Source organism: Acinetobacter sp. TR3 (assembly GCF_027105055.1).
Classification (GTDB): Bacteria; Pseudomonadota; Gammaproteobacteria; order Pseudomonadales; family Moraxellaceae; genus Acinetobacter.
Genome location: NZ_CP114264.1, coordinates 510,040 through 532,179, shown reverse-complemented (window position 1 = coordinate 532,179; position 22,140 = coordinate 510,040). Strand labels below are relative to the sequence as shown.

The window sequence follows — 22,140 nt, the reverse complement described above, 5'->3', positions numbered from 1 at the left end:
ATTGAGTCTAACTTTGTGTTCAGCATTTTAACTAGTTTTCACACTAAATCAAGTTATGTATTGAATTTATCTTGAATACAACAACTGTTTGGGTGTTGTATAGTCAAGCCTCACGAGCAATTAGTATTGGTCAGCTTCACACGTCACCGTGCTTCCACACCCAACCTATCAACGTCCTAGTCTCGAACGGCTCTTTAGAGGAATAAATTCCTAGGGAAATCTTATCTTGAGGTAGGCTTCCCGCTTAGATGCTTTCAGCGGTTATCCCTTCCGAACATAGCTACCCGGCGATGCGACTGGCGTCACAACCGGTACACCAGAGGTTCGTCCACTCTGGTCCTCTCGTACTAGGAGCAGATCCTCTCAAATTTCCAGCGCCCACGGTAGATAGGGACCGAACTGTCTCACGACGTTCTAAACCCAGCTCGCGTACCTCTTTAAATGGCGAACAGCCATACCCTTGGGACCTGCTTCAGCCCCAGGATGAGATGAGCCGACATCGAGGTGCCAAACACCGCCGTCGATATGAACTCTTGGGCGGTATCAGCCTGTTATCCCCAGAGTACCTTTTATCCGTTGAGCGATGGCCCTTCCATACAGAACCACCGGATCACTAAGACCTACTTTCGTACCTGCTCGACTTGTGGGTCTCGCAGTTAAGCGCGCTTTTGCCTTTATACTCTACGCGTGATTTCCGACCACGCTGAGCGCACCTTCGTACTCCTCCGTTACTCTTTAGGAGGAGACCGCCCCAGTCAAACTACCCACCAGACATGGTCCTCGCCCCGGATTACGGGGCAGAGTTAGAACCTCAACATTACCAGGGTGGTATTTCAAGGACGGCTCCATTGGAACTAGCGTTCCAACTTCAAAGCCTCCCACCTATCCTACACAAGTAAGGTCAAAGTTCAATGTCAAGCTGCAGTAAAGGTTCACGGGGTCTTTCCGTCTAGCCGCGGGTACACTGCATCTTCACAGCGATTTCGATTTCACTGAGCCTCTGCTGGAGACAGCGCCGCCATCATTATGCCATTCGTGCAGGTCGGAACTTACCCGACAAGGAATTTCGCTACCTTAGGACCGTTATAGTTACGGCCGCCGTTTACTGGGGCTTCGATCAAGAGCTTCGCTTACGCTAACCCCATCAATTAACCTTCCAGCACCGGGCAGGCATCACACCCTATACGTCCACTTTCGTGTTTGCAGAGTGCTATGTTTTTAATAAACAGTTGCAGCGGCCTGGTTTCTGTGGCTGCCAATAGCTCAGGGAGCAAGTCCCATCACCGTCAGCAGCGTACCTTCTCCCGAAGTTACGGTACCATTTTGCCTAGTTCCTTCAGCAGAGTTCTCTCAAGCGCTTTGGTCTACTCGACCTGACCACCTGTGTCGGTTTCGGGTACGATTCCTGTGTAACTGAAGCTTAGAGACTTTTCCTGGAAGCATGGTATCAGCCACTTCACTGTACAAGTACAGCTTGCTATCAGTTCTCAGCATAGAGTACCCCGGATTTGCCTAAGATACATGCCTACAACCTTCCACCTGGACAACCAACGCCAGGCTGACTTAACCTTCTCCGTCCTCTCATCGCATTACACAGAAGTATTGGAATATTAACCAATTTCCCATCGACTACGCCTCTCGGCCTCGCCTTAGGGGTCGACTCACCCAGCCCCGATTAACGTTGGACTGGAACCCTTGGTCTTTCAGCGAACGGGTTTTTCACCCGTTTTGTCGTTACTCACGTCAGCATTCGCACTTCTGATACCTCCAGCATACTTCTCAATACACCTTCATCGGCTTACAGAACGCTCCCCTACCACTTGACTATTGTCAAATCCGCAGCTTCGGCACATAGTTTTAGCCCCGTTACATCTTCCGCGCAGGCCGACTCGACTAGTGAGCTATTACGCTTTCTTTAAAGGGTGGCTGCTTCTAAGCCAACCTCCTAGCTGTCTATGCCTTCCCACATCGTTTCCCACTTAACTATGATTTTGGGGCCTTAGCTGGCGGTCTGGATTGTTTTCCTCTTGACTACGGACGTTAGCACCCGCAGTCTGTCTCCCGGATAGTACTCATTGGTATTCGGAGTTTGCATCGGTTTGGTAAGTCGGGATGACCCCCTAGCCGAAACAGTGCTCTACCCCCAATGGTATTCGTCCGAGGCGCTACCTAAATAGCTTTCGGGGAGAACCAGCTATCACCAGGCTTGATTAGCCTTTCACCCCTATCCACAAGTCATCCCCTGGCTTTTCAACGACAGTGGGTTCGGTCCTCCAGTTAGTGTTACCCAACCTTCAACCTGCTCATGGATAGATCGCCTGGTTTCGGGTCTATACCCAGCAACTAAACGCCCTATTAAGACTCGATTTCTCTACGGCTCCCCTATACGGTTAACCTCGCTACTGAATATAAGTCGCTGACCCATTATACAAAAGGTACGCAGTCACCGAACAAGTCGGCTCCCACTGCTTGTATGCATGCGGTTTCAGGATCTATTTCACTCCCCTCACAGGGGTTCTTTTCGCCTTTCCCTCACGGTACTGGTTCACTATCGGTCAGTCAGGAGTATTTAGCCTTGGAGGATGGTCCCCCCATATTCAGACAAGGTTTCACGTGCCTCGCCCTACTCGTCATCATTGTGTGTGCCCTTTCGTGTACGGGAATATCACCCTCTACGTTCGCACTTCCCAGAGCGTTCCACTAGAACACACACAACTTAATGGGCTGCTCCCCGTTCGCTCGCCGCTACTAAGGGAATCTCAATTGATTTCTTTTCCTAAGGGTACTGAGATGTTTCACTTCCCCTCGTTCGCTTCATAAGCCTATGTATTCAGCTTATGATACCCGCCTTATAGCGGGTGGGTTCCCCCATTCAGAAATCTCCGGATCAAAGGATATTTGCCGCCTCCCCGGAGCTTATCGCAGGCTATTACGTCTTTCATCGCCTCTGACTGCCAAGGCATCCACCACATGCACTTAATTACTTGACTATACAACCCCAAACAGTCGTTAACACATACAAGTCAGTGTTAGCGTTGCAAACTTAATTGCTACTATTCGTTGTCTGTGAACTTAATCACCATACAGCTTCAATCTAAATTCATATACCAAAACGCTTGATTCAGTGTTTTTGCTAGTTCTCAGATTAAATATTAATTTAACAATTACTTGTTATCTTCCTATTTAATCGAGTTTGAACAATTTATTTCAGACTCAAATTCTAATCTGTTAATGATTAACTACAGCCTCGTCAGCTTGCAGTAAACTGTGATAAATCACAGAGATTAATAAACCAGTCAAATTAGACTGTATTCACTAAACTCTATAATCTTCTTAGCTTGTACTCTGTAAAGTACATGGTGGAGACTAGGAGAGTCGAACTCCTGACCTCCTGCGTGCAAAGCAGGCGCTCTACCAACTAAGCTAAGTCCCCAGCTTATCACTTAATGAACGATATATCTTTCAGATTTGGTGGGTCTGACAAGACTTGAACTTGTGACCCCACGCTTATCAAGCGTGTGCTCTAACCAACTGAGCTACAGACCCTCAGATACATCTTCGAAGAACAACTTGTTGTGGATTCTTACCGATCGTCAATCTTTCGTTAAGGAGGTGATCCAGCCGCAGGTTCCCCTACGGCTACCTTGTTACGACTTCACCCCAGTCATCGGCCACACCGTGGTAAGCGTCCTCCTTGCGGTTAGACTACCTACTTCTGGTGCAACAAACTCCCATGGTGTGACGGGCGGTGTGTACAAGGCCCGGGAACGTATTCACCGCGGCATTCTGATCCGCGATTACTAGCGATTCCGACTTCATGGAGTCGAGTTGCAGACTCCAATCCGGACTACGATCGGCTTTTTGAGATTAGCATCCTATCGCTAGGTAGCAACCCTTTGTACCGACCATTGTAGCACGTGTGTAGCCCTGGCCGTAAGGGCCATGATGACTTGACGTCGTCCCCGCCTTCCTCCAGTTTGTCACTGGCAGTATCCTTAAAGTTCCCGACATTACTCGCTGGCAAATAAGGAAAAGGGTTGCGCTCGTTGCGGGACTTAACCCAACATCTCACGACACGAGCTGACGACAGCCATGCAGCACCTGTATCTAGATTCCCTAAGGCACCAATCCATCTCTGGAAAGTTTCTAGTATGTCAAGGCCAGGTAAGGTTCTTCGCGTTGCATCGAATTAAACCACATGCTCCACCGCTTGTGCGGGCCCCCGTCAATTCATTTGAGTTTTAGTCTTGCGACCGTACTCCCCAGGCGGTCTACTTATCGCGTTAGCTGCGCCACTAAAGCCTCAAAGGCCCCAACGGCTAGTAGACATCGTTTACGGCATGGACTACCAGGGTATCTAATCCTGTTTGCTCCCCATGCTTTCGTACCTCAGCGTCAGTATTAGGCCAGATGGCTGCCTTCGCCATCGGTATTCCTCCAGATCTCTACGCATTTCACCGCTACACCTGGAATTCTACCATCCTCTCCCATACTCTAGCTGACCAGTATCGAATGCAATTCCTAAGTTAAGCTCAGGGATTTCACATCCGACTTAATCAGCCGCCTACGCACGCTTTACGCCCAGTAAATCCGATTAACGCTCGCACCCTCTGTATTACCGCGGCTGCTGGCACAGAGTTAGCCGGTGCTTATTCTGCGAGTAACGTCCACTATCCAGTAGTATTAATACTAGTAGCCTCCTCCTCGCTTAAAGTGCTTTACAACCAAAAGGCCTTCTTCACACACGCGGCATGGCTGGATCAGGCTTCCGCCCATTGTCCAATATTCCCCACTGCTGCCTCCCGTAGGAGTCTGGGCCGTGTCTCAGTCCCAGTGTGGCGGATCATCCTCTCAGACCCGCTACAGATCGTCGCCTTGGTAGGCCTTTACCCCACCAACTAGCTAATCCGACTTAGGCTCATCATTTAGCGCAAGGTCCGAAGATCCCCTGCTTTCTCCCGTAGGACGTATGCGGTATTAGCATTCCTTTCGGAATGTTGTCCCCCACTAAATGGCAGATTCCTAAGCATTACTCACCCGTCCGCCGCTAAGATAAGGTGCAAGCACCTCATCTCCGCTCGACTTGCATGTGTTAAGCCTGCCGCCAGCGTTCAATCTGAGCCATGATCAAACTCTTCAGTTTAAAATCATTAGTAGCTTATGGCTACAAATCTTGGCTCATCAATTTTCTGACTAAAAATTCGCTCAAATAAACTTCGAGAAATTTCTACCATTCAATCAATGAAATATTTTCGATCGATCAACCAGTAAAAATCCACACAAGTTGTTCTTCTATTCTCTTAATGATCTTCTCGATGATTCGTCATCATCAAGCTAGGTCGGCTATGTTACTCTAATCTAAACTAAAGTCAACAGGTAATTTCGATATTTTTTAAACCTACCAATCAACCCAAGAATCTAACCTTTCTAGCCAAATCCTTGTTTCTCAACAAGTTTTTATCTGCATCACCGCCGATGGATGTGCATTCTACAGTATTTCAGATCAGGTGCAAGCACTTTTAGAAAATTTATTTCACTTATCGCATCAACCGATCATTTTTTACACAAATAAGGCTGAAAATGTGCGATTTGGTCGATTATTTGCTCAGTTTTATTTTTTTCTTGCCAGTGTAAAGGTCTGCAATCGATATATTCACAGTATCCAGTGCCCTCATAACTCTCATTGTTCCAGAAGAGTTGATAGTGAAAGCTGCCCACATAACCTGCTGCCAAACCAAATTTATAATCACCTCGACTTTGTGCTGTTAGTTGAAAGACAACCGCATCCTTTTCTGAATATTGCCAAATGAATTCCCTAGGTAAATACATATCACGACCATTAGGTGTCTGAACTTTTGGATAAACACGGCTGACATCAAAAATGACTTCATCATCATAAAGTCGAGATTGCTGTTCATTCGACTGAATTTCAATGCGAGAAAAAATAATGCTATTCCACTGATTTCTGAGTTCGGACAAAATAATTTGCAAATCTGCATTAATCTGAATGATTTGATAGGTAAAAAAATGGAAAGCTATAAAAGGCAAATAAATGGCTCTAGCATGTTTTAAAATACCCTGTGCTTCAATTTGATACTTTTGTTTTTTATAGGTGATTTCCCCTTCACATTGGCAACGCACATACCAATAATCGCCAACTCCCCATTGTAAAGCTGAATGATTTTCTATTTCAGAACCAATATTCACTTTGAGTTGACAACTGAGCTCCTCATCATCACGCTTAAAATAATAATTTGGGAAATCAACTTGGATTTGATCTACATCTAAAAACTGATAACGGTCTTGTTCTAATTGACAATGCTCTTTGGCACTATAACTTTTGAGATGCCCAACAGTTGATACACTACTACTGACCAAAACTGTCGCAGTATCAATTGCCGTCGTAGTAATAGCACTGGCGTTATAACAAATCGGAATGCGAGGTTGACCGATTAGACTAATAAAATTTAAGTAATGAAAGGGCTCAGGTAAATTCGGCAGAATTAAAGCTTGATAAACAATTTTAAATAAGCCTTTTGGCGGATAAAATGTTAAAGCTTCTGACTTATTGAGGTTCAGCCGCTTTAATTGATTGTTATTCATCAATATTGGCATACTGAACCTCTCTTTTCTAAGTTATTATTTTTGCTTCATTCTTTTTAGCAAATAAAGTCGTTACAAAGCCTGAAAGTACATAAAGAATGCATACAATCAAGATTCCTACTGGAATGTTGTACGTGATTGCGGCAAAAATCAAGACCACAGGCAACATCACAACAAAAGGTACACGTTTACGATCCATTTGTTTAAATGAATAGTATTTGATATTTGAAATCATAAGTAAACCAACACCAACCATCAAAACGGAGTTGATTACTTGAATCACAATATCTTTTAAATCAAAAACAAATGGGAAATCACGACCGACCCACACCACTGAAATCACAGTAACAGCAGCTAATGGGCTCGCAATTCCAATAAAGTAACGCTTATCCACCACACCAATTTGTACATTGAAACGTGCTAAACGAAATGCAGCACACGCGGTATAAATAAAACAGCAGGCTAAACCGATACGTCCAAGGTCATGTAAACTCCAGCTATACATCAGAATTGCTGGTGCAACACCAAAAGCTAATAAGTCAGAAAGTGAATCATACTGCTCACCAAATGCACTTTGTGCACCGATTGCGCGTGCAACTCGACCATCTAATCCATCAAGTAATGCAGCTAAAAAGATTGCGTAAATCGCCTGATTAAAATTGCCATTCATACTCGCAATAATGGAGTAAAAACCAGAAAGTAATGCTGCTGTAGTAATAAGATTAGGCCATAAATAAATACCACGGCGTTTTACTTTTTGCCCTTCATGCGTTTGTTCTTCTTCTTCTACTTCAAAGGTGATGCCATCAAAAGAATGATCTTCTTTATTTAAATCAGCATCAGGTTTAAGAGAATTTGTCATTATTTTCAATTCCTCGAGAATATTTTGACTTCTTTAGTGGCGAGATGGGTTATTCACCCACCAACCAACGCACAGCGGCATGACCACCATTTTCACTCATACGTAAATGCGGAAATAGCCATTGTAAGGCTTGGTCTGCATCTTCAGAGAATTTCCAAGGCGGGTTAATCACTAGTAGACCACAACCATTCAAGCCAACTGGCGTGTCATCAGGCCAAACACAAATTTCACAAATTAATTGGCGACGAATTCCTGTTTTGAACATTTTCTTTTCAAAACGTTCAATCATGGCGCGATCTTTGATTGGATACCACACTGCAAATACACCCGTCGGCCATTTTTTATGAGCGGCTTGAAGTATTTCAACCAATTGCGGAAAATCTTTACGCTCGATTTCGTATGGTGGGTCAATCATGACCAATCCACGTTTTTCTTTAGGCGGAATAACACCCATCAGGCCTTCATAAAAATCACGCTCATGCAAGCCTGCACGTTTATCGCGAATATTAAAATACAATTGTTGAAACACATCACGCTGCATTTCAAATATAGTTGCTTTATCAATATCACGCATGCCTTCAAGCGCAAACCAAGGTGAACCTGGATAAGCGCCTTTACCTGAACCTGCACGCATATCTTCAACAATTTTAAGATATTGTTTTATGCCTTCAGGTGCATTACGTTTAATCGAATCATCAAGCTTGACCAAACGGTGGATACCCGTTAAAAACTCACCTGATTTTTGTGCTTCAGACGTAGATAAATCATATTTACCTGCACCACCATGGGTATCGATATATCGATAAGGTTTATCTTTAGCATTTAAACGAGCGAGCAGTTGAAGCAAAAGTACATGCTTCATAACATCGGCAAAGTTACCCGCATGGAAATGGTGACGGTAATTCATGTTGACAATTATTCCTCAATTCAAAGGATAGTTTAACATGAAAGAAAAAAGTATTCTTTAGCGTTGATGTGATCATCTAAAATTGCACTGTAATCAACTTATTAATGAACTGGAGTTCTATGCAACAAACCTCTTTCACAAGTTCATGGAACTTAAATCAAATTTTAGATGATTTAAATGAATTTGGTTTTGCTCTAATTGATGATGTCTACTCGGCTGAATATGTGGAATCTCTAGTACAAGAATGTAGCACCCATCTTGCTGAATTCAGAGCAGCAGGAGTACAAAACGGCGTTGTCAGTCATATCCGTAGTGACCATATTCTATGGATTGATGGTCAGTTACCGATTGCCCAACAGCATATCCAAGCTTTAGAAGAGTTCTCACAAGCGTTAAATCAGGCGTTTTATCTTGGGATTAAAGAAGTAGAAGCACATTTTGCCTGCTACAACGCGGGTGAATTTTATGCTTTACATCGTGATAATCCTCAACAAAAAAATGACCGAATGATTTCGACCGTTTTTTATCTACATAAAGATTGGCAGGAAGATTGGGGTGGACAATTACGCTTACAGGACAAAAAAGATCAGTGGCATATTATTCAACCAATATCAAACCGCCTTGCAATTTTCCAAAGTGACTTATTGCACGAAGTTCTGCTTTCTAAACAACAACGTCTATCGATTACTGCATGGTTACGCAGTGGAGGCTCAATCTGGAATCAGGGCCAAGCCCTTTAAATTCCTGAAAACAGCCTTATATAACTAGGCATAACTGATGATTCTGGATCAATACATGTCAAATGAGACGAAACAAGTCATTGCACGAATTGGTGAAACTGACCAACTCTTTTTAGAGAACAACAGTCCTGAACTTGCTTTAGAGCGTGCTGACCTGCGTTTACAGCTGGTCGTACTCAGCCATGTACGTCAGGAACAATTACACTTCTTACAGGAAGCAATCGTACTGTTGGAACAAGCACGAATTGAATACGACGAAATGCCATTAAGCTTGTATTTGAATTTGTCTTTATGTTTAGCTAAAGCATATATGATTTACTTCGAGCTCACTAAAGAGCAGCGTTTTGCTTTAATTACACAGCAAATTCTTAAACCTTTGGCATATACAGAACACCTAGAGATTTATTTCTTCTTGGCTTACGCTTCAGCTGCGAAGCAAGAACCAGCATTAACACGGTATTGGCTAACGAAATACGTATCTTGCTTAGAACATGATTTAGAGTTATTGCAGCTTCATCCTGCTTTTGGTGAAGTCCGCAAAGAAGAATGGTTTAGTACCCTATTACGCAATAAAGCTCACTGATGTGAGCTTTATTTTTATTGAATCATTACTTGGTACTGTCTACATGCAACTGTTGATTCAGTTCATCAATCACAATGGCCCATTCATCATCTTTGTCCCAATGACTTTTTAGAAAATCTCGCTGACCCGCGCTCCAGAACTCAGCTTCATGCAATTTCTGATCAGCACTAAGCTGATGCGTTTTCACAAAACTTTCAATTGCAGCATCATCTGCCCCAAGCCCTAATTGTTCAAATAAAAGCTCCAATGTCGGTTGTTGTTCAAACATTATTATTCTCCAAGACAAGTTACTTAATAGAAATAATTTAACAGTAATACTGCTAACATACAGAAAGATGCCTATATTTTCTTGTTGTTTTTTGTGTGTACTTAGCATAAAAAAAGCACCTTATGAAAGGTGCTTTTTCAATCTATCAAACTGATAAATTAGTTCAACATGTCTGCAATTGCAGCACGTTCTTCTTCAAGTTCATTTAACGTGAAGTTGATACGCTCACGGCTGAACTCGTCGATTTCTAAACCTTGAACGATTTTGTATTCACCGTTTTCAGTTGTTACAGGGAAACCAAACATAACGCCTTCTGGAATACCATAAGAACCGTCAGAAGGAATACCCATAGTTACCCATTGACCATTTGTACCTAATGCCCAATCACGCATATGATCGATTGCAGCATTTGCAGCAGAAGCAGCAGAAGACAAACCACGCGCTTCGATGATCGCAGCACCACGTTTACCAACTGTAGGAAGGAATACATCTTTATTCCATTCTGCATCGTTGATTTTGTCTTTTAAGCTTTCGCCATTTGCAGTTGCAAAACGGTAGTCAGCATACATTGTTGGAGAGTGGTTACCCCAAACGGTCATTGTTTCGATATCAGAAACAGCAACACCCGCTTTTTGAGCAAGTTGAGTTAACGCACGGTTGTGGTCAAGACGTAACATTGCTGTAAAGTTTTTCGCTGGAAGATCTGGAGCAGATTTCATTGCAATATAAGCATTTGTATTTGCAGGGTTACCTACGACCAATACTTTAACATCACGGCTTGCAACTTCGTTAAGTGCTTGACCTTGACCAATAAAGATTTCGCCATTTACTTTTAATAAGTCAGCACGTTCCATACCAGGACCGCGTGGACGTGAACCAACTAATAAAGCATAGTCAGCATCTTTAAATGCAACTTTAGGATCATCAGTCCCGATCATGCCTGCCAATAAAGGGAAAGCACAGTCATCAAGTTCCATCATTACGCCTTTAAGCGCTTGTTGAGCTTTCTCAAAAGGAACTTCAAGCAATTGTAAAATTACAGGTTGATCTTTACCTAACATTTCACCGCTTGCGATACGGAATAATAAGCTATAACCAATTTGACCTGCAGCGCCTGTAACGGCAACACGAACGGGTTGCTTCATGTGATATTCTCCAATGAGATGCGTTTGCACAATTGAACGCTAAAGTGGTTCAATCGAATTATCATAAACGGCAAATATTGTACTCTAAAGCAAACACAGATGCATTTAAAAGAGAATGGATTTCAACAAAAGTCTGATAGAAAATACAAATTAATTGAAGAAAAAGCTTAATAACTGCCTTTAATTGTAAATTCATTTGGACATCCCGTCACAATATGACTTGCACATTGTTTGTATTGCCCATTTTTTTGATAACACACCCGAATCTCAGTCAAAATAGAATCAAATTTTGAAGACTGACAAGTAAAGCGAATTCCTGTAGGAGGTAATGAGGGGTTTAGTTTCATGAATTGTTGTCGAAGGTTTTCTTTTTGAACTTCAATGGTATTCGGACTCGTTAAATCAGCAGGTACTTTTAAGCGCTCAGCAAAATTAATAATCGTTCTAAAATATTGACTAGCATTCATCGACATACATCCTCCAACATCTTGCCAAAGTTGCACACGTGCATTTTCATCGGGCATTACACGCGCCACAACTTTAGCTTGCAAGGGAGATAATTTCGCAGAAGTTTTAGTGGAACAATCCCGATTTAAAGGAACTTCTGGCAATAAGCTTGCGATAGTAAGAGAATAACCCTCTAAACATTTACGCTGTTTTTGTCTTGATGAATCAAAGGAACAAGCTGCGGGAGTCATTTGAACATGCATCACATAACCCGAAATATCAGGGTTCTCTGCAGCATGTAACGGCGCAGCAAGTGACATAACCAAGTAACAGATCAAGATCTGCAATGATCGAACTAACCGTCCCTTGAATAAATTCATAAATTTCATCAAATATAAAAACTTCATTATTTCAAATTAAATGTCTTTGCTTCTTTAAGGTTCATTGCGCACTGGTATTGTCCCCATCCTTTTTTCTAAGGATTGCGCGCCTAACCCTAACACAACACCATAATGCGTCGCATTGGTCATCACATGTTTGACGTAATCACGTGTTTCCAACAATGGAATAGTTTCTGTGTATTGATCAGCCGCCATGGTTTGAAAATCTGGCTGCCATCGTTTTGCACGATTTGGGCCAGCATTGTAACCTGCTGTTGCTAATACAGCATTGCCACTCAGCTGGCTTTGAATCATTGACAGATAGTATGTCCCATAACGAATATTGATATTCATTTCACTGAGAGCCGCTGGGTTATAAGTTTCACCCATTTGTCGTGCAACTAACTTTGCAGTATTCGGCATAATTTGCATTAAACCACCTGCGCCCACATGTGAACGTGCTGATGTAACAAACCGACTTTCTTGGCGCATTAAACCATATGCCCAAGCTGGATCAATACCAGCATTGTAACTGTGACTCGTGACATTACTACGGTGTGGTGTTGTATAACGATAAGTATCATTATGGCGCGAGGTCGTGCGGTCTGCGGCATAGATTGCTCTGTCATACCAACCAATATCATGCGCTTGCTTAGCGGCAGCTAAAAGTAAACCATCATCATGCTGCAAATACGATTGGCGGACTGCCCAATTCCATTCGCGATTAATATAATTTGCTGGCGCATCAATATTTTTTAACGCGAATGCACGTTTAAAGTGGATATTTTGGTTTAAACGTTGAATATCTTGTGAACTTGGTTGCTCGTTATAAGGCTGATGATTATAACGTTCACCTAAACGATCTTTGGCTAGCAAGTTATGATAATCATCTCCACTTTGTGCCAGCTTACGGTAAATCTGTTGAGCAGCTTGCTTTGAAGGAGCATCTGAGCGCTGCTCAGACGCACGAGCAAGCCAGTACTGCCAACGATCTTCTTGTTTCTGCGTGATTGACATCGCATCAATTGCACGAATTAAACTTTCCCAAGCACCAAAACGAATCGCTTGGCGCGCATAAATTTCTGCTTCTTCTGGACTAAACGGATAACCATAACTTTGATCATAGGCATTTAACACTTCTCGGTTAAAGCCATTCTTCATGACCGTCGTTCCACCCACATAACCTATCGTACGATATAAATATTTTTGTACAGATTGAGGAGTATCTTGTGCAACACGCTGAATATTTCCTAAAGCATTGGTGAAATCACTGTCTGCGACACGTCCCAATGCAAAAATTAGATATGCATAATCAGTATTGCTAGCTTTAGGAGCATTCCATAAATATGCCAATGGATTCGCTTGGATCTGATTCAACTGAGCCAAGGACAAATCCAGACCTATCGTTTGAGCAGTCGCAATCGCTAAACCAGATTGACCTGCTCTTAGTTGTCCCCAAAGTCGTTGTTGACGATCTTGAGCAGTCATCAGAGGACTAGATAACATCAGTCGCCCTAAACCATTACACGATTCAGGCTGTGTACTTGTCGTTAACCAAATATCTTTATATTCAGCAAAAACCAGACTATCACCCGTTTTGGCACGGACTTGTGCAACCGCACAACTCTCTTCTTGGTCAGGATTAGTGACATAGCTGAGTACAGGTTTTACTTCATTAAAACTGGCTTGTTTTACTTTTTCCTCGACATAATCTGCTGCTAATTTTTCAGCCATCGCTGATTGCGGATAACGTTGCGCAAAAGCGATAATTGAAGATGCGGGTTGTAATCCAAGATTGTTATTGAGTTTCCAATATTCTGGATAATAGCCTAGCGCATCATTTTGCATTTCATATTGGTATTGATCGAGCAATGCAACATTGCCAGAACTTCCAGCACGTAGAGCATCATTAAATTGTTCGTCTAGAGCATATACTGATGAGCAGATCACCACACCTCCCATCGCAACAAGTCGACGGAAGCTTTTCTTATTATTCACTTTATTGCTAACCATTGTTGTAAATTGGGGATGTTTATTCATCTTCATCAATACGTTTGCTCAATTTTGCCCGCCATTATAGTGTAATAAGTCTAAGTTCCAACTATTGTTGTGTTATGTAACTTACTGATTCATATTCATTAAAATTTATCCATTTTTATTCACAAACTGTCCATTTTTGTCAGTTTTTTATTCTCTGCGTTCTTGTAAAAATACTGCTATAATCCGCGGTTTGTTTAAATCCACCTTGTTTAGGAGCCTGCATGACGGTTCAAACATTCATTCCAAGTGCTGTAAAAGCTGCTTCAGAAAACACTGTTACCCAGCCAACGCACACCACTGATGTTTCAATTAAAAAGTTATATATTGAAACACAAGGGTGTCAGATGAATGAGTATGACAGTCATCGTATGGCAGACTTATTGGGTGATTCACATGGTTATGTGCTCACTGACAATCCAAATGATGCAGATATTCTGCTCATGAACACCTGCTCAATTCGCGAAAAAGCACAAGAGAAAGTGTTCAGTGGCTTAGGTCGTTGGCGTAAACTCAAAGAACAGAATCCTGATCTAGTGATTGGTGTCGGTGGCTGCGTTGCATCTCAAGAAGGTGACAATATTCAAAAACGCGCGCCGTACGTCGATATGGTATTTGGGCCACAAACATTGCATCGTTTGCCACAAATGTTGGATCAACATCAAGCTCAAGTTGAAAAACCAAAGAAAGAAAAAATCAAATTAGTTGATATTTCTTTTCCAGATATTGAAAAGTTTGACTTTTTGCCTGAGCCACGTGTGGAAGGCTTTAAAGCATTCGTTTCAATCATGGAAGGTTGTTCGAAATACTGTTCATTCTGTGTCGTACCTTATACTCGTGGTGAAGAGGTTTCTCGTCCACTCGATGATGTATTGGCTGAAATCGCGGGCTTAGCTGAAAAAGGCGTGCGTGAGATCAGCTTGCTTGGTCAAAACGTGAATGGCTATCGTGGTGAAACGTTTGAAGGTGAAATTTGCACTTTCCCTGAACTGCTGCGTTTAGTTGCAGAAATTCCGGGTATTGGACGTTTACGCTATACAACTTCTCATCCGCTTGAATTTTCTGATGATTTAATTCAATGCTATCGTGATTTACCACAAATGGTTTCACATTTACATCTGCCAGTACAAAGTGGTTCAAACGATGTACTGCAAGCCATGAAACGTAACCACACCATTGATGTCTACATCGATAAAATTGCCAAATTACGTAAAGTCCGCCCAGATATGCATTTATCTAGCGATTTCATCATCGGCTTTCCAGGGGAAACAGATGAACACTTTGCTGAAACCTTACAGTTCATTAAAGATTTAGATTTTGATCATTCATATAGTTTTGTTTACTCAAAACGTCCGGGAACACCTGCATCTGACCTACCTGATAGCACCCCTGAACAAGTCAAAAAAGATCGTTTAGCACAAGTACAGCAAGTGATCAAACAATCTAGTATTGATAAAACAGATGCCATGCTCGGCAAGATTGAACGTGTGCTGATTGAGAAAGTTTCGGATAAAGATCCAAATGTATTGGTTGGCACAGCAGACAATACTCGTTTGGTTACATTTATCGGTGATGCGACATGGGTTGGACGTTTTGCAGAGATTGAGATCACTGAAATTAAAACTTTAAATTTAGTTTATGGTGAACTCTTGAATCTTGAACCTGACGTGGCGTAATGTAAGGGTATTCTTACAAGTCAACAAAAAGGGTTTCTCTTGACTGCAGCGATTCGACGTACAGTAACGTTCCCTGAAATTTCCATGGAACGTTTGAAAAGCATGCTCGGTGCGTATAACGGGCATTTAAAACAAATCGAACAACGTTTAGATGTCAAAATTACTCACCGAGGCGATGCCTTTTATCTAGACGGTGATATAGAAACAGTTGAAAGAGCCGAAGCACTATTGCAACGGCTTTATCAAGAATCAGAAATTTCCTCACAAATCAGTGCCGATGTTTTACATTTGATGATCCAAGGTTCACAGACAGATCGTGATTTCATGGATGATTCGGAACAAGAACATACAGGCTTAGATAGCGTTTGGCTGCAAACTCGCAAAGGGCGAATCAATCCTCGTGGTGCCAATCAAAAGCGTTATGTGCAACGTATTTTACAAAGTGATATTTCCTTCGGTATTGGCCCAGCAGGGACAGGTAAAACCTATCTAGCAGTTGCTGCTGCTGTTGATATGTTAGAACGTAATGAAATCCAACGAATCTTACTGGTTCGTCCTGCGGTTGAAGCTGGCGAGAAACTTGGTTTTCTACCGGGTGACTTGACCCAAAAAATCGATCCCTACTTACGCCCACTTTACGATGCTCTATATGAAATGCTGGGTTTTGAAAAAGTGGCCAAACTGATTGAACGCCAAGTGATTGAGGTTGCTCCGCTTGCCTACATGCGTGGACGCACGCTGAACCATTCATTCGTCATTTTAGATGAAGCACAAAACACCACACCAGAACAGATGAAAATGTTCCTTACCCGTTTAGGTTTTGGTTCACGTGCCGTGATTACAGGTGACGTTACACAGGTTGACTTACCGCGTGGGCAACAATCGGGCTTAGCACAAGCATTACGTGTACTGGAAAATGTCCATGAGATTCATATCACTCGTTTCCATTCCCGTGATGTGGTACGACATCAATTGGTACAAAAAATTGTTGAGGCCTACGAAGGTTGGGACAGTGAACAGCAACGCCTGTCTGCTGAAGCTCGTGCTGAACGCAAAGCCAAACAAGAAGCATTGATTGCAGAAAATGATTCTGCGGCAGATGCGCAACACATTTAAAAATCCCCCTCACTCCCCCTTTTATTGCAATACTTTAATCGCATATCAGGGGGACGATTTTAAGGATCTATTTTGAAAATCAATTTAAGTCTTCAACAAGACTTTCAAGCGAATGAATTACCACTAAAACGTGGTCAAATTAAAAAGCAGATTGAAACCACACTCCGTCATGTCGGTCTCGACGTAGACTGCGAAATCGGAATTGCCTGCGTCGACCTCGCAGAAAGCCATGAGCTGAATCTGCAATATCGTGAAAAAGACAAACCGACCAATGTATTGTCTTTTCCAAGCGATATTCCTGAAGAAATGCTCAACTTACTGGATGCTGAACCTTTAGGTGACTTGGTGATTTGTATCCCTGTGGTTTTACAAGAAGCCTCTGAACAGCAAAAAACACCTATTGATCATTTCACCCATTTACTGGTTCATGGCGTTTTACATTTACTTGGCTACGATCATGAAACCAGTGAAGCTGAAGCTGAAGAAATGGAAGCCTTAGAAATTGAGATTCTAAAAAAACTAGGGATCGCCAACCCTTATCAAGCAGATGAAAGCTAATTTAAGACACTATGTATATCGTTATTTTTAAAGCTACGATCAAACAACTTGATGCAACTTACTCTGAAATGGCACAGAAGCTGAGAAATAAAGCCTTGAGTCAATTTAACTGTGTCAAATTTGAAGTGTGTAGTGAAAATGGTTTTGAAATCGCGTTGTCTTACTGGAACAGTCTTGAAGATATCAAGCAGTGGCAACGCGATGCAGAACATTTAGTTGCTCAGCGTTTGGGCAAAGAAAAATGGTATCAGGATTTTAGTGTGGAAATCTGCACAGTTGAACGTGCTTATTCAAATCAAAATAGCTTGTGAATAGATGCAAACTTATCCACATCTTCAATAAAAAACGGCTGAATTTAGCCGTTTTTTTATTTCTCAAGATAATTAGAATTGGTAGCGTAGCGTCAAAGTCACGTTACGAGGTGAACCATAGACCATACTGTTACTCCCAATACCCGTATAATATTTTTTATCAAATATATTATTCAAGTTAACCTGCGCTTTAATATTTGAATCAATATCATAGCCCACCATTAAGTTTACTAAAGCATATGCATCTTGGCTAATACGTTGACTGCCTTCTCCAGTATAAAATTTGCTCTTATAGTTTAGCCCACCACCAACACTCCATTTATCGAGCGTATATTTGGTAAAGAGATTGGCACTGGTTCTTGAAGACATAGTTTGAACTTCTTCACCTTTTGCATCTTTGGCATTGAAATGTGCAACACCAAAACTCAGGTTCCAGTTATCTCTAATTTCCCCATCTAATTCAAACTCAACCCCTTTACTTTCAACACCATCCACACTGCGATAAGCTTTTTCATTGGTAGGGTTGCCATTTGCATCGGGTACAAAAACACCATTAATCTCTTCTGCAACATTATCTTGTTGAGTTTTAAATACTGATAGAGCTGCATTCAGCTTCCCATCCAAAAACTCGCCTTTTAAACCAGTTTCATAGCTTTTACCTTCTCTTGGATCAAGGTATTGGCGATTAACATCTCTTTTATCTTCTGGCTTAAAGATACTGGTATAACTTGTATACCAAGAATAATTATCAAGAAAATCAAAAACTAAACCCGAATACGGCGTGACTTCATTATTAAATTCTCGATTGCCTACACCATCGTCACTTTCATATTTCCAATTAGATACACGAACACCTGTAATTAACTTCAATGGCTCTAATAAGCTAAACTTGCCTGCAAGATAAGCACCTGTTTGTGTGGTCTTATTTGGAGGTTGATACAAGTTATTATTCTGAATTGCGCCAATTAATGGAATATTTGGATGATCAAAATCGAGTACAGCACCTGATGCAATCGGCGGCGTTCCTGAATACCACTTATCTTTCTTGCTTTGGTTATACATAAAACCTGCAACAATTTCCTGCTTTACCCCCCCCAGCATAAAAGGTGCTGAGAGATAGCTATCAATATTATTTTCTTTGGTCTTTGTTATATCTGACCAAGTCATCAATGAACCAAAACCCGTATTGGTTGCTTTATCTACTCGCCCAGAGTTTGGAACAACGTTTCCGTCACTGTAATAACTTGAACCTAGATATAATAAAGCCGTGTCTTGTTTTACTTCGCGGTAAGCGTAGTTCACATTCAAATTGATATCGTTAAATAGATTCTGCTTCAATGTCGCAAAAGCCGTGGTGGTATCCGTATCCCAAAACGTCCAATCAGAAGAAACTGTTTTCGAACGGTCAAAATTAGTTCGTGTACCATCGGTATAGAAAGCTGGTAACCCTCCCCAACGTACACCATCCCTCTCTAGGTTTTGATAACCAGCACCTACAGAAACATAGGTTTTATCCGTGATATCAGCATCAACCACCCCATATACAACATTATTATTTTTCTCATACCCTTTCATAAAAGAGTCAGTGTCTTCGTGCTTTACCACGACACGACCACGGACACTACCATCAGCATTTAATGGTGTTGAAATATCTGCTGAACTTGACCATGCATTCCATGAGCCCAAAGAAGTGCTGACATTCCCTGTCAACTCTTTCGCATTAGCATGTTTTCGAATCATGTTAATTGCAATTGCAGGATTCCCAGCACCTGTCATCAAACCATTTGCGCCTTTCACCAGTTCAACCCGATCATACATGGTTAAATCAGGATCATTGGCTTCCATTCCAACATTGCTTGGAACACCATCAAACAGATAATAGTCAACATCAAAACCACGTGCTGTTGGGTACTGACGTTCATCCCACTGGTTCACAGTCACGCCTGTGACGTTATTTAACAAGTCCTGAAACGATGTAATATTTGCATCATCCAAATACTCACGGGTGAGAACTTTGACCGATTGTGGTGTTTCTCTAAGCGATAAATTGAGTTTGGTCGACGTATTGGTACTTTTAGCTGTATAACTTTTCTTTCCTTCAGTTACAGCAAAAGCCCCTTCTTCTGCTTTGATGGTAATCGTTGGCAATTTTGCATTTTCTTTAGCTTCTTCTTCTGCAAAAGCCAATGAAGGTAACAGGATCGCAGCCATTGCCAATACCAGTGGGCGGGCTTTAAACAGGTTTAAAGTTGGAGGTTGATGCATGAAATATGTCCTTATTGCAAGGGAACGGTCTTGAAAACATGCATCTCATTCCCCCGATAAATTTCAAGAAGGATGCATTCATTTTCAAAAGGAGAATTAGCTCAAAAATACAATGCAAATGATAATTGTTTTTATTATCAATTCAAGCTCTAACGATTAAACTCAATTATTTGTTTTTTATCTAATAATCTAAATTACGTGTTTTTATAAAAATTAAAACATTGATTTTTATTATTTTATTTATTTTTATAAAATACAACAAAAAAGAAGTACACTCTTTTAATGTACTTCAAATTCCGCATCGACAGGATCAAAGCGCCATGTTCGAATAATTCGTAATTCAGAAATGTCCTTTTTCATATTGTTATCAAAGGGTCCAAAAGGTGCTCCACGGCGCACCGAAGCTTTTGCCGCTTCATCTAAAATGGGATGTCCAGAACTTTCTATAAGACGAATTGCTCGAATTCCACCTTCGGCATTCAGAATGACCATTAAACGCACTTCACCCGATAAATGTCGTTGTTTCGCTTCATCTGGATAATAACGATTACCATATAGTTCAACTTTCTGACGAAATTTATCAAGATAAGCTGCTGATGCATCTTGTTTTGCCTGAATCCCATCTACTGTTTTAATACGTTGTTTACGACTAAAATTTTGCTGATGTTGTAAATATTGTGCTTCCAAGCTCGCAACCATCGCGGCTTTGGCTTGAAATTGACTCTGTAACTCATCTAAGGTTTTTTTACGTTCAGTTTGCTCTGCTTGCTTCTGCCAGCTTAAAACCGTCATGAGCACTTTTTCTTCAAATTTTAATTCTCGTTTTTGCTGGACTTTCTCTAAACTCTCGAGCTCTGACTCTCCTGTTGTCGCATCTGCTTCCATCGGAGCTGGCATATCACTCGACATACGATGTGCTTCACGAAAATCACCTGAACCTTTTTGATCAGCTTGCGCCAAGAAGTCGGCATCTTTGACTTTTTCTTGACTTGTACGAACCGTAACTGCGATTTCTTTGGTTGATGTATCTGTAGGTGATGGCATTGCGAACTGAATTGCAAGCACAGCACCATGTAGAAGCATCGCTAACGCAACTGCCCCGATAAAAATTGGATCTTGCCACCAGTAAGGGGACAGTACTGAACGAAAATTTCTTTTATTCCACATGGTATTCAAGCGACAAAATATGTCTCATCCCCAACAGCAATCACCGTATAAAACCAAACTAATATTCAAAATATTAAAAAAATGTGATCCACTTATAGTCACAGTGTTTCCGTACCATCATTTTATGAAAATGTATCAATTAATTTTGCTACACTGCAAGTCAGAAATTTATTTTTATTTTTTAGCTAATACAAAGATCGTGGTATTGCCATCAGATTTATTGATGATTGAGTTCGGTTAGAAACATCAAAAAATCTATAATCAATTCACTTTCTGGAACAACTTTTATGCAAACGCTAATTTCATCCGTTGTTAAACGTCTACGTAAAGTTTACCAAAAAGCAGAAGAATTCATTGAAGAAGAAAGAGAATTTGCACTTTCACAAGTTTTTGTCAATGCGACAATGGAGCGTTATGTCACAGAAAAAGTTGGAATTATTCAAGACCTACACGCTGATCTATATGATGGATGGCTACGTTTATATGCCACGATTGATGTCAAAGGGCTGCATACCACCTTATCCGTTGATTTAAAACTTATTCAAATGGAAATGAATAAAGATGTTCAACTGATGGTATTCGAACAAATTAGTAATACACAAGTGATTGAAGCATCATTTAAGAATATTTTCCAAAAATGGGGATTTTATATTGCGATTTGGTATTACCAAAAATTTCGTGATGAAGATCCTCTAGGAAAAATCTTAGAGCATTTTGAAGTTGTTTCAGTCAAAGATGAATTGCTTTATCTAGATTTAAATCGCTGGTTTAAAAAGAAAGCAAGTATTATTGAAACACTGAGTAAAGTTCATGTGAACCGCGCCAGAGTCCGTCCAGCCGAACTGATTGTTTGGGGGAACGTCAATTTGGCTGCCATTTTGTATCCGCCAAATGAAGATGACTTTGATGAAGAAGGATTAGATGACACAGAAGTCACGCCAATTCAGCAAAAAGACACTAGAAAATAATCGTATTGAACAGGGTGGTATGAATTTCAGATTTATGCCACTTACTCAAATACCATCATGATTTATACGAAAAATTAACAAGCATTGAGTAAAAAACCTGATTTTTT

The 22,140-nt window shown here is 41.3% G+C and carries 16 protein-coding genes, 2 tRNA genes and 2 rRNA genes; 7 read left to right on the top strand and 13 right to left on the bottom strand.

Features of this window, described 5'->3' with window-relative positions:
* Nucleotides 1-99: 99 nt before the first annotated feature.
* From O1449_RS02535 to O1449_RS02505, 7 genes are all read right to left on the bottom strand, one after another.
* Nucleotides 100-2,990, bottom strand: a 23S ribosomal RNA gene (locus O1449_RS02535).
* A gap of 367 nt (nucleotides 2,991-3,357) precedes the next feature.
* Nucleotides 3,358-3,433 (bottom strand) — tRNA-Ala (locus O1449_RS02530).
* Nucleotides 3,434-3,469: 36 nt separating this feature from the next.
* A tRNA-Ile gene (locus O1449_RS02525) sits at nucleotides 3,470-3,546 on the bottom strand.
* 59 nt (nucleotides 3,547-3,605) lie between these two features.
* Nucleotides 3,606-5,143: ribosomal RNA gene (locus tag O1449_RS02520) — 16S ribosomal RNA — on the bottom strand.
* The 16S and 23S rRNA genes sit together here with 2 tRNA genes alongside, the layout of an rRNA operon.
* Nucleotides 5,144-5,553: 410 nt before the next feature.
* A complete protein-coding gene (locus tag O1449_RS02515; RefSeq protein ID WP_269239072.1) occupies nucleotides 5,554-6,615 on the bottom strand; it encodes a DUF6670 family protein in 1,062 nt (353 codons plus the stop codon).
* 16 nt (nucleotides 6,616-6,631) lie between these two features.
* Nucleotides 6,632-7,465 (bottom strand): CDP-diacylglycerol--serine O-phosphatidyltransferase, encoded by an 834-nt coding sequence (gene pssA, locus O1449_RS02510; protein WP_269239071.1) that lies wholly within the window; start codon nucleotides 7,463-7,465, stop codon nucleotides 6,632-6,634.
* Between the two features lie 49 nt (nucleotides 7,466-7,514).
* On the bottom strand, nucleotides 7,515-8,372 hold the full coding sequence (locus tag O1449_RS02505; RefSeq protein WP_004658904.1) for a 23S rRNA (adenine(2030)-N(6))-methyltransferase RlmJ: 858 nt from the start codon (nucleotides 8,370-8,372) through the stop codon (nucleotides 7,515-7,517).
* Between the two features lie 119 nt (nucleotides 8,373-8,491).
* Between O1449_RS02505 and O1449_RS02500 the strand changes: the two genes are divergently transcribed.
* Both O1449_RS02500 and O1449_RS02495 read left to right on the top strand, forming a co-directional pair.
* Nucleotides 8,492-9,112, top strand: coding sequence for a 2OG-Fe(II) oxygenase (locus tag O1449_RS02500; RefSeq protein WP_269228813.1), 621 nt, complete (start codon nucleotides 8,492-8,494; stop codon nucleotides 9,110-9,112).
* A 55-nt stretch (nucleotides 9,113-9,167) separates the two neighbouring features.
* The gene (locus tag O1449_RS02495) at nucleotides 9,168-9,695 is read left to right on the top strand and encodes a hypothetical protein (RefSeq protein ID WP_034600662.1); all 528 of its coding nucleotides are present in this window, start codon (nucleotides 9,168-9,170) and stop codon (nucleotides 9,693-9,695) included.
* Nucleotides 9,696-9,720: 25 nt separating this feature from the next.
* Here the strand turns inward: O1449_RS02495 and O1449_RS02490 are convergent, their stop codons facing one another.
* The 4 genes from O1449_RS02490 to O1449_RS02475 all read right to left on the bottom strand — a co-directional run bounded on the left by O1449_RS02490 (nucleotide 9,721) and on the right by O1449_RS02475 (nucleotide 13,897).
* Nucleotides 9,721-9,963, bottom strand: coding sequence for a DUF2789 family protein (locus tag O1449_RS02490; protein ID WP_241283369.1), 243 nt, complete (start codon nucleotides 9,961-9,963; stop codon nucleotides 9,721-9,723).
* A 158-nt stretch (nucleotides 9,964-10,121) separates the two neighbouring features.
* Complete coding sequence (locus O1449_RS02485; protein ID WP_269228814.1) at nucleotides 10,122-11,108, bottom strand: malate dehydrogenase; 987 nt, start codon at nucleotides 11,106-11,108, stop codon at nucleotides 10,122-10,124.
* A 167-nt stretch (nucleotides 11,109-11,275) separates the two neighbouring features.
* Nucleotides 11,276-11,962 carry a ribonuclease T2 family protein gene (locus O1449_RS02480; protein ID WP_004658910.1) on the bottom strand — a complete coding sequence of 229 codons (687 nt, stop codon included), beginning with the start codon at nucleotides 11,960-11,962 and terminating at the stop codon, nucleotides 11,276-11,278.
* A gap of 27 nt (nucleotides 11,963-11,989) precedes the next feature.
* Nucleotides 11,990-13,897 carry a transglycosylase SLT domain-containing protein gene (locus O1449_RS02475; protein WP_442865332.1) on the bottom strand — a complete coding sequence of 636 codons (1,908 nt, stop codon included), beginning with the start codon at nucleotides 13,895-13,897 and terminating at the stop codon, nucleotides 11,990-11,992.
* 299 nt (nucleotides 13,898-14,196) lie between these two features.
* Here O1449_RS02475 and miaB point away from each other — a divergent pair, with 299 nt between their 5' ends.
* The 4 genes from miaB to O1449_RS02455 all read left to right on the top strand — a co-directional run bounded on the left by miaB (nucleotide 14,197) and on the right by O1449_RS02455 (nucleotide 17,633).
* Entirely contained in the window at nucleotides 14,197-15,648 is a 1,452-nt protein-coding gene (gene miaB / locus O1449_RS02470; RefSeq protein WP_269239070.1) for a tRNA (N6-isopentenyl adenosine(37)-C2)-methylthiotransferase MiaB, read from the top strand.
* Nucleotides 15,649-15,687: 39 nt separating this feature from the next.
* Entirely contained in the window at nucleotides 15,688-16,764 is a 1,077-nt protein-coding gene (locus O1449_RS02465) for a PhoH family protein (RefSeq protein ID WP_005218240.1), read from the top strand.
* Nucleotides 16,765-16,836: 72 nt separating this feature from the next.
* Nucleotides 16,837-17,322 carry an rRNA maturation RNase YbeY gene (gene ybeY / locus O1449_RS02460; protein ID WP_087537278.1) on the top strand — a complete coding sequence of 162 codons (486 nt, stop codon included), beginning with the start codon at nucleotides 16,837-16,839 and terminating at the stop codon, nucleotides 17,320-17,322.
* An 11-nt stretch (nucleotides 17,323-17,333) separates the two neighbouring features.
* Entirely contained in the window at nucleotides 17,334-17,633 is a 300-nt protein-coding gene (locus tag O1449_RS02455; protein WP_269239069.1) for an antibiotic biosynthesis monooxygenase family protein, read from the top strand.
* A gap of 72 nt (nucleotides 17,634-17,705) precedes the next feature.
* On the opposite strand, the gene O1449_RS02450 is transcribed toward O1449_RS02455, so the two are convergent.
* Both O1449_RS02450 and O1449_RS02445 read right to left on the bottom strand, forming a co-directional pair.
* Nucleotides 17,706-19,898 carry a TonB-dependent siderophore receptor gene (locus O1449_RS02450; RefSeq protein WP_269239068.1) on the bottom strand — a complete coding sequence of 731 codons (2,193 nt, stop codon included), beginning with the start codon at nucleotides 19,896-19,898 and terminating at the stop codon, nucleotides 17,706-17,708.
* Between the two features lie 279 nt (nucleotides 19,899-20,177).
* A complete protein-coding gene (locus O1449_RS02445; RefSeq protein WP_269228818.1) occupies nucleotides 20,178-21,065 on the bottom strand; it encodes an energy transducer TonB in 888 nt (295 codons plus the stop codon).
* Between the two features lie 287 nt (nucleotides 21,066-21,352).
* Here O1449_RS02445 and O1449_RS02440 point away from each other — a divergent pair, with 287 nt between their 5' ends.
* Entirely contained in the window at nucleotides 21,353-22,033 is a 681-nt protein-coding gene (locus O1449_RS02440) for a hypothetical protein (RefSeq protein WP_269239067.1), read from the top strand.
* Nucleotides 22,034-22,140 lie beyond the last annotated feature (107 nt).

Bases quoted from the DNA above. Each gene is read 5' to 3' on its own strand.
- O1449_RS02515 (WP_269239072.1), bottom strand. From the start codon at position 6,615: ATGCCAATATTGATGAATAACAATCAATTAAAGCGGCTGAACCTCAAT.
- O1449_RS02485 (WP_269228814.1), bottom strand. From the start codon at position 11,108: ATGAAGCAACCCGTTCGTGTTGCCGTTACAGGCGCTGCAGGTCAAATT.
- O1449_RS02440 (WP_269239067.1), top strand. From the start codon at position 21,353: ATGCAAACGCTAATTTCATCCGTTGTTAAACGTCTACGTAAAGTTTAC.
- O1449_RS02480 (WP_004658910.1), bottom strand. From the start codon at position 11,962: ATGAAGTTTTTATATTTGATGAAATTTATGAATTTATTCAAGGGACGG.
- miaB (WP_269239070.1), top strand. From the start codon at position 14,197: ATGACGGTTCAAACATTCATTCCAAGTGCTGTAAAAGCTGCTTCAGAA.
- O1449_RS02505 (WP_004658904.1), bottom strand. From the start codon at position 8,372: ATGAATTACCGTCACCATTTCCATGCGGGTAACTTTGCCGATGTTATG.
- O1449_RS02475 (WP_442865332.1), bottom strand. From the start codon at position 13,897: ATGGGAGGTGTGGTGATCTGCTCATCAGTATATGCTCTAGACGAACAA.
- O1449_RS02490 (WP_241283369.1), bottom strand. From the start codon at position 9,963: ATGTTTGAACAACAACCGACATTGGAGCTTTTATTTGAACAATTAGGG.
- O1449_RS02450 (WP_269239068.1), bottom strand. From the start codon at position 19,898: ATGCATCAACCTCCAACTTTAAACCTGTTTAAAGCCCGCCCACTGGTA.
- pssA (WP_269239071.1), bottom strand. From the start codon at position 7,465: ATGACAAATTCTCTTAAACCTGATGCTGATTTAAATAAAGAAGATCAT.
- O1449_RS02495 (WP_034600662.1), top strand. From the start codon at position 9,168: ATGTCAAATGAGACGAAACAAGTCATTGCACGAATTGGTGAAACTGAC.
- O1449_RS02445 (WP_269228818.1), bottom strand. From the start codon at position 21,065: ATGTGGAATAAAAGAAATTTTCGTTCAGTACTGTCCCCTTACTGGTGG.
- O1449_RS02500 (WP_269228813.1), top strand. From the start codon at position 8,492: ATGCAACAAACCTCTTTCACAAGTTCATGGAACTTAAATCAAATTTTA.
- O1449_RS02455 (WP_269239069.1), top strand. From the start codon at position 17,334: ATGTATATCGTTATTTTTAAAGCTACGATCAAACAACTTGATGCAACT.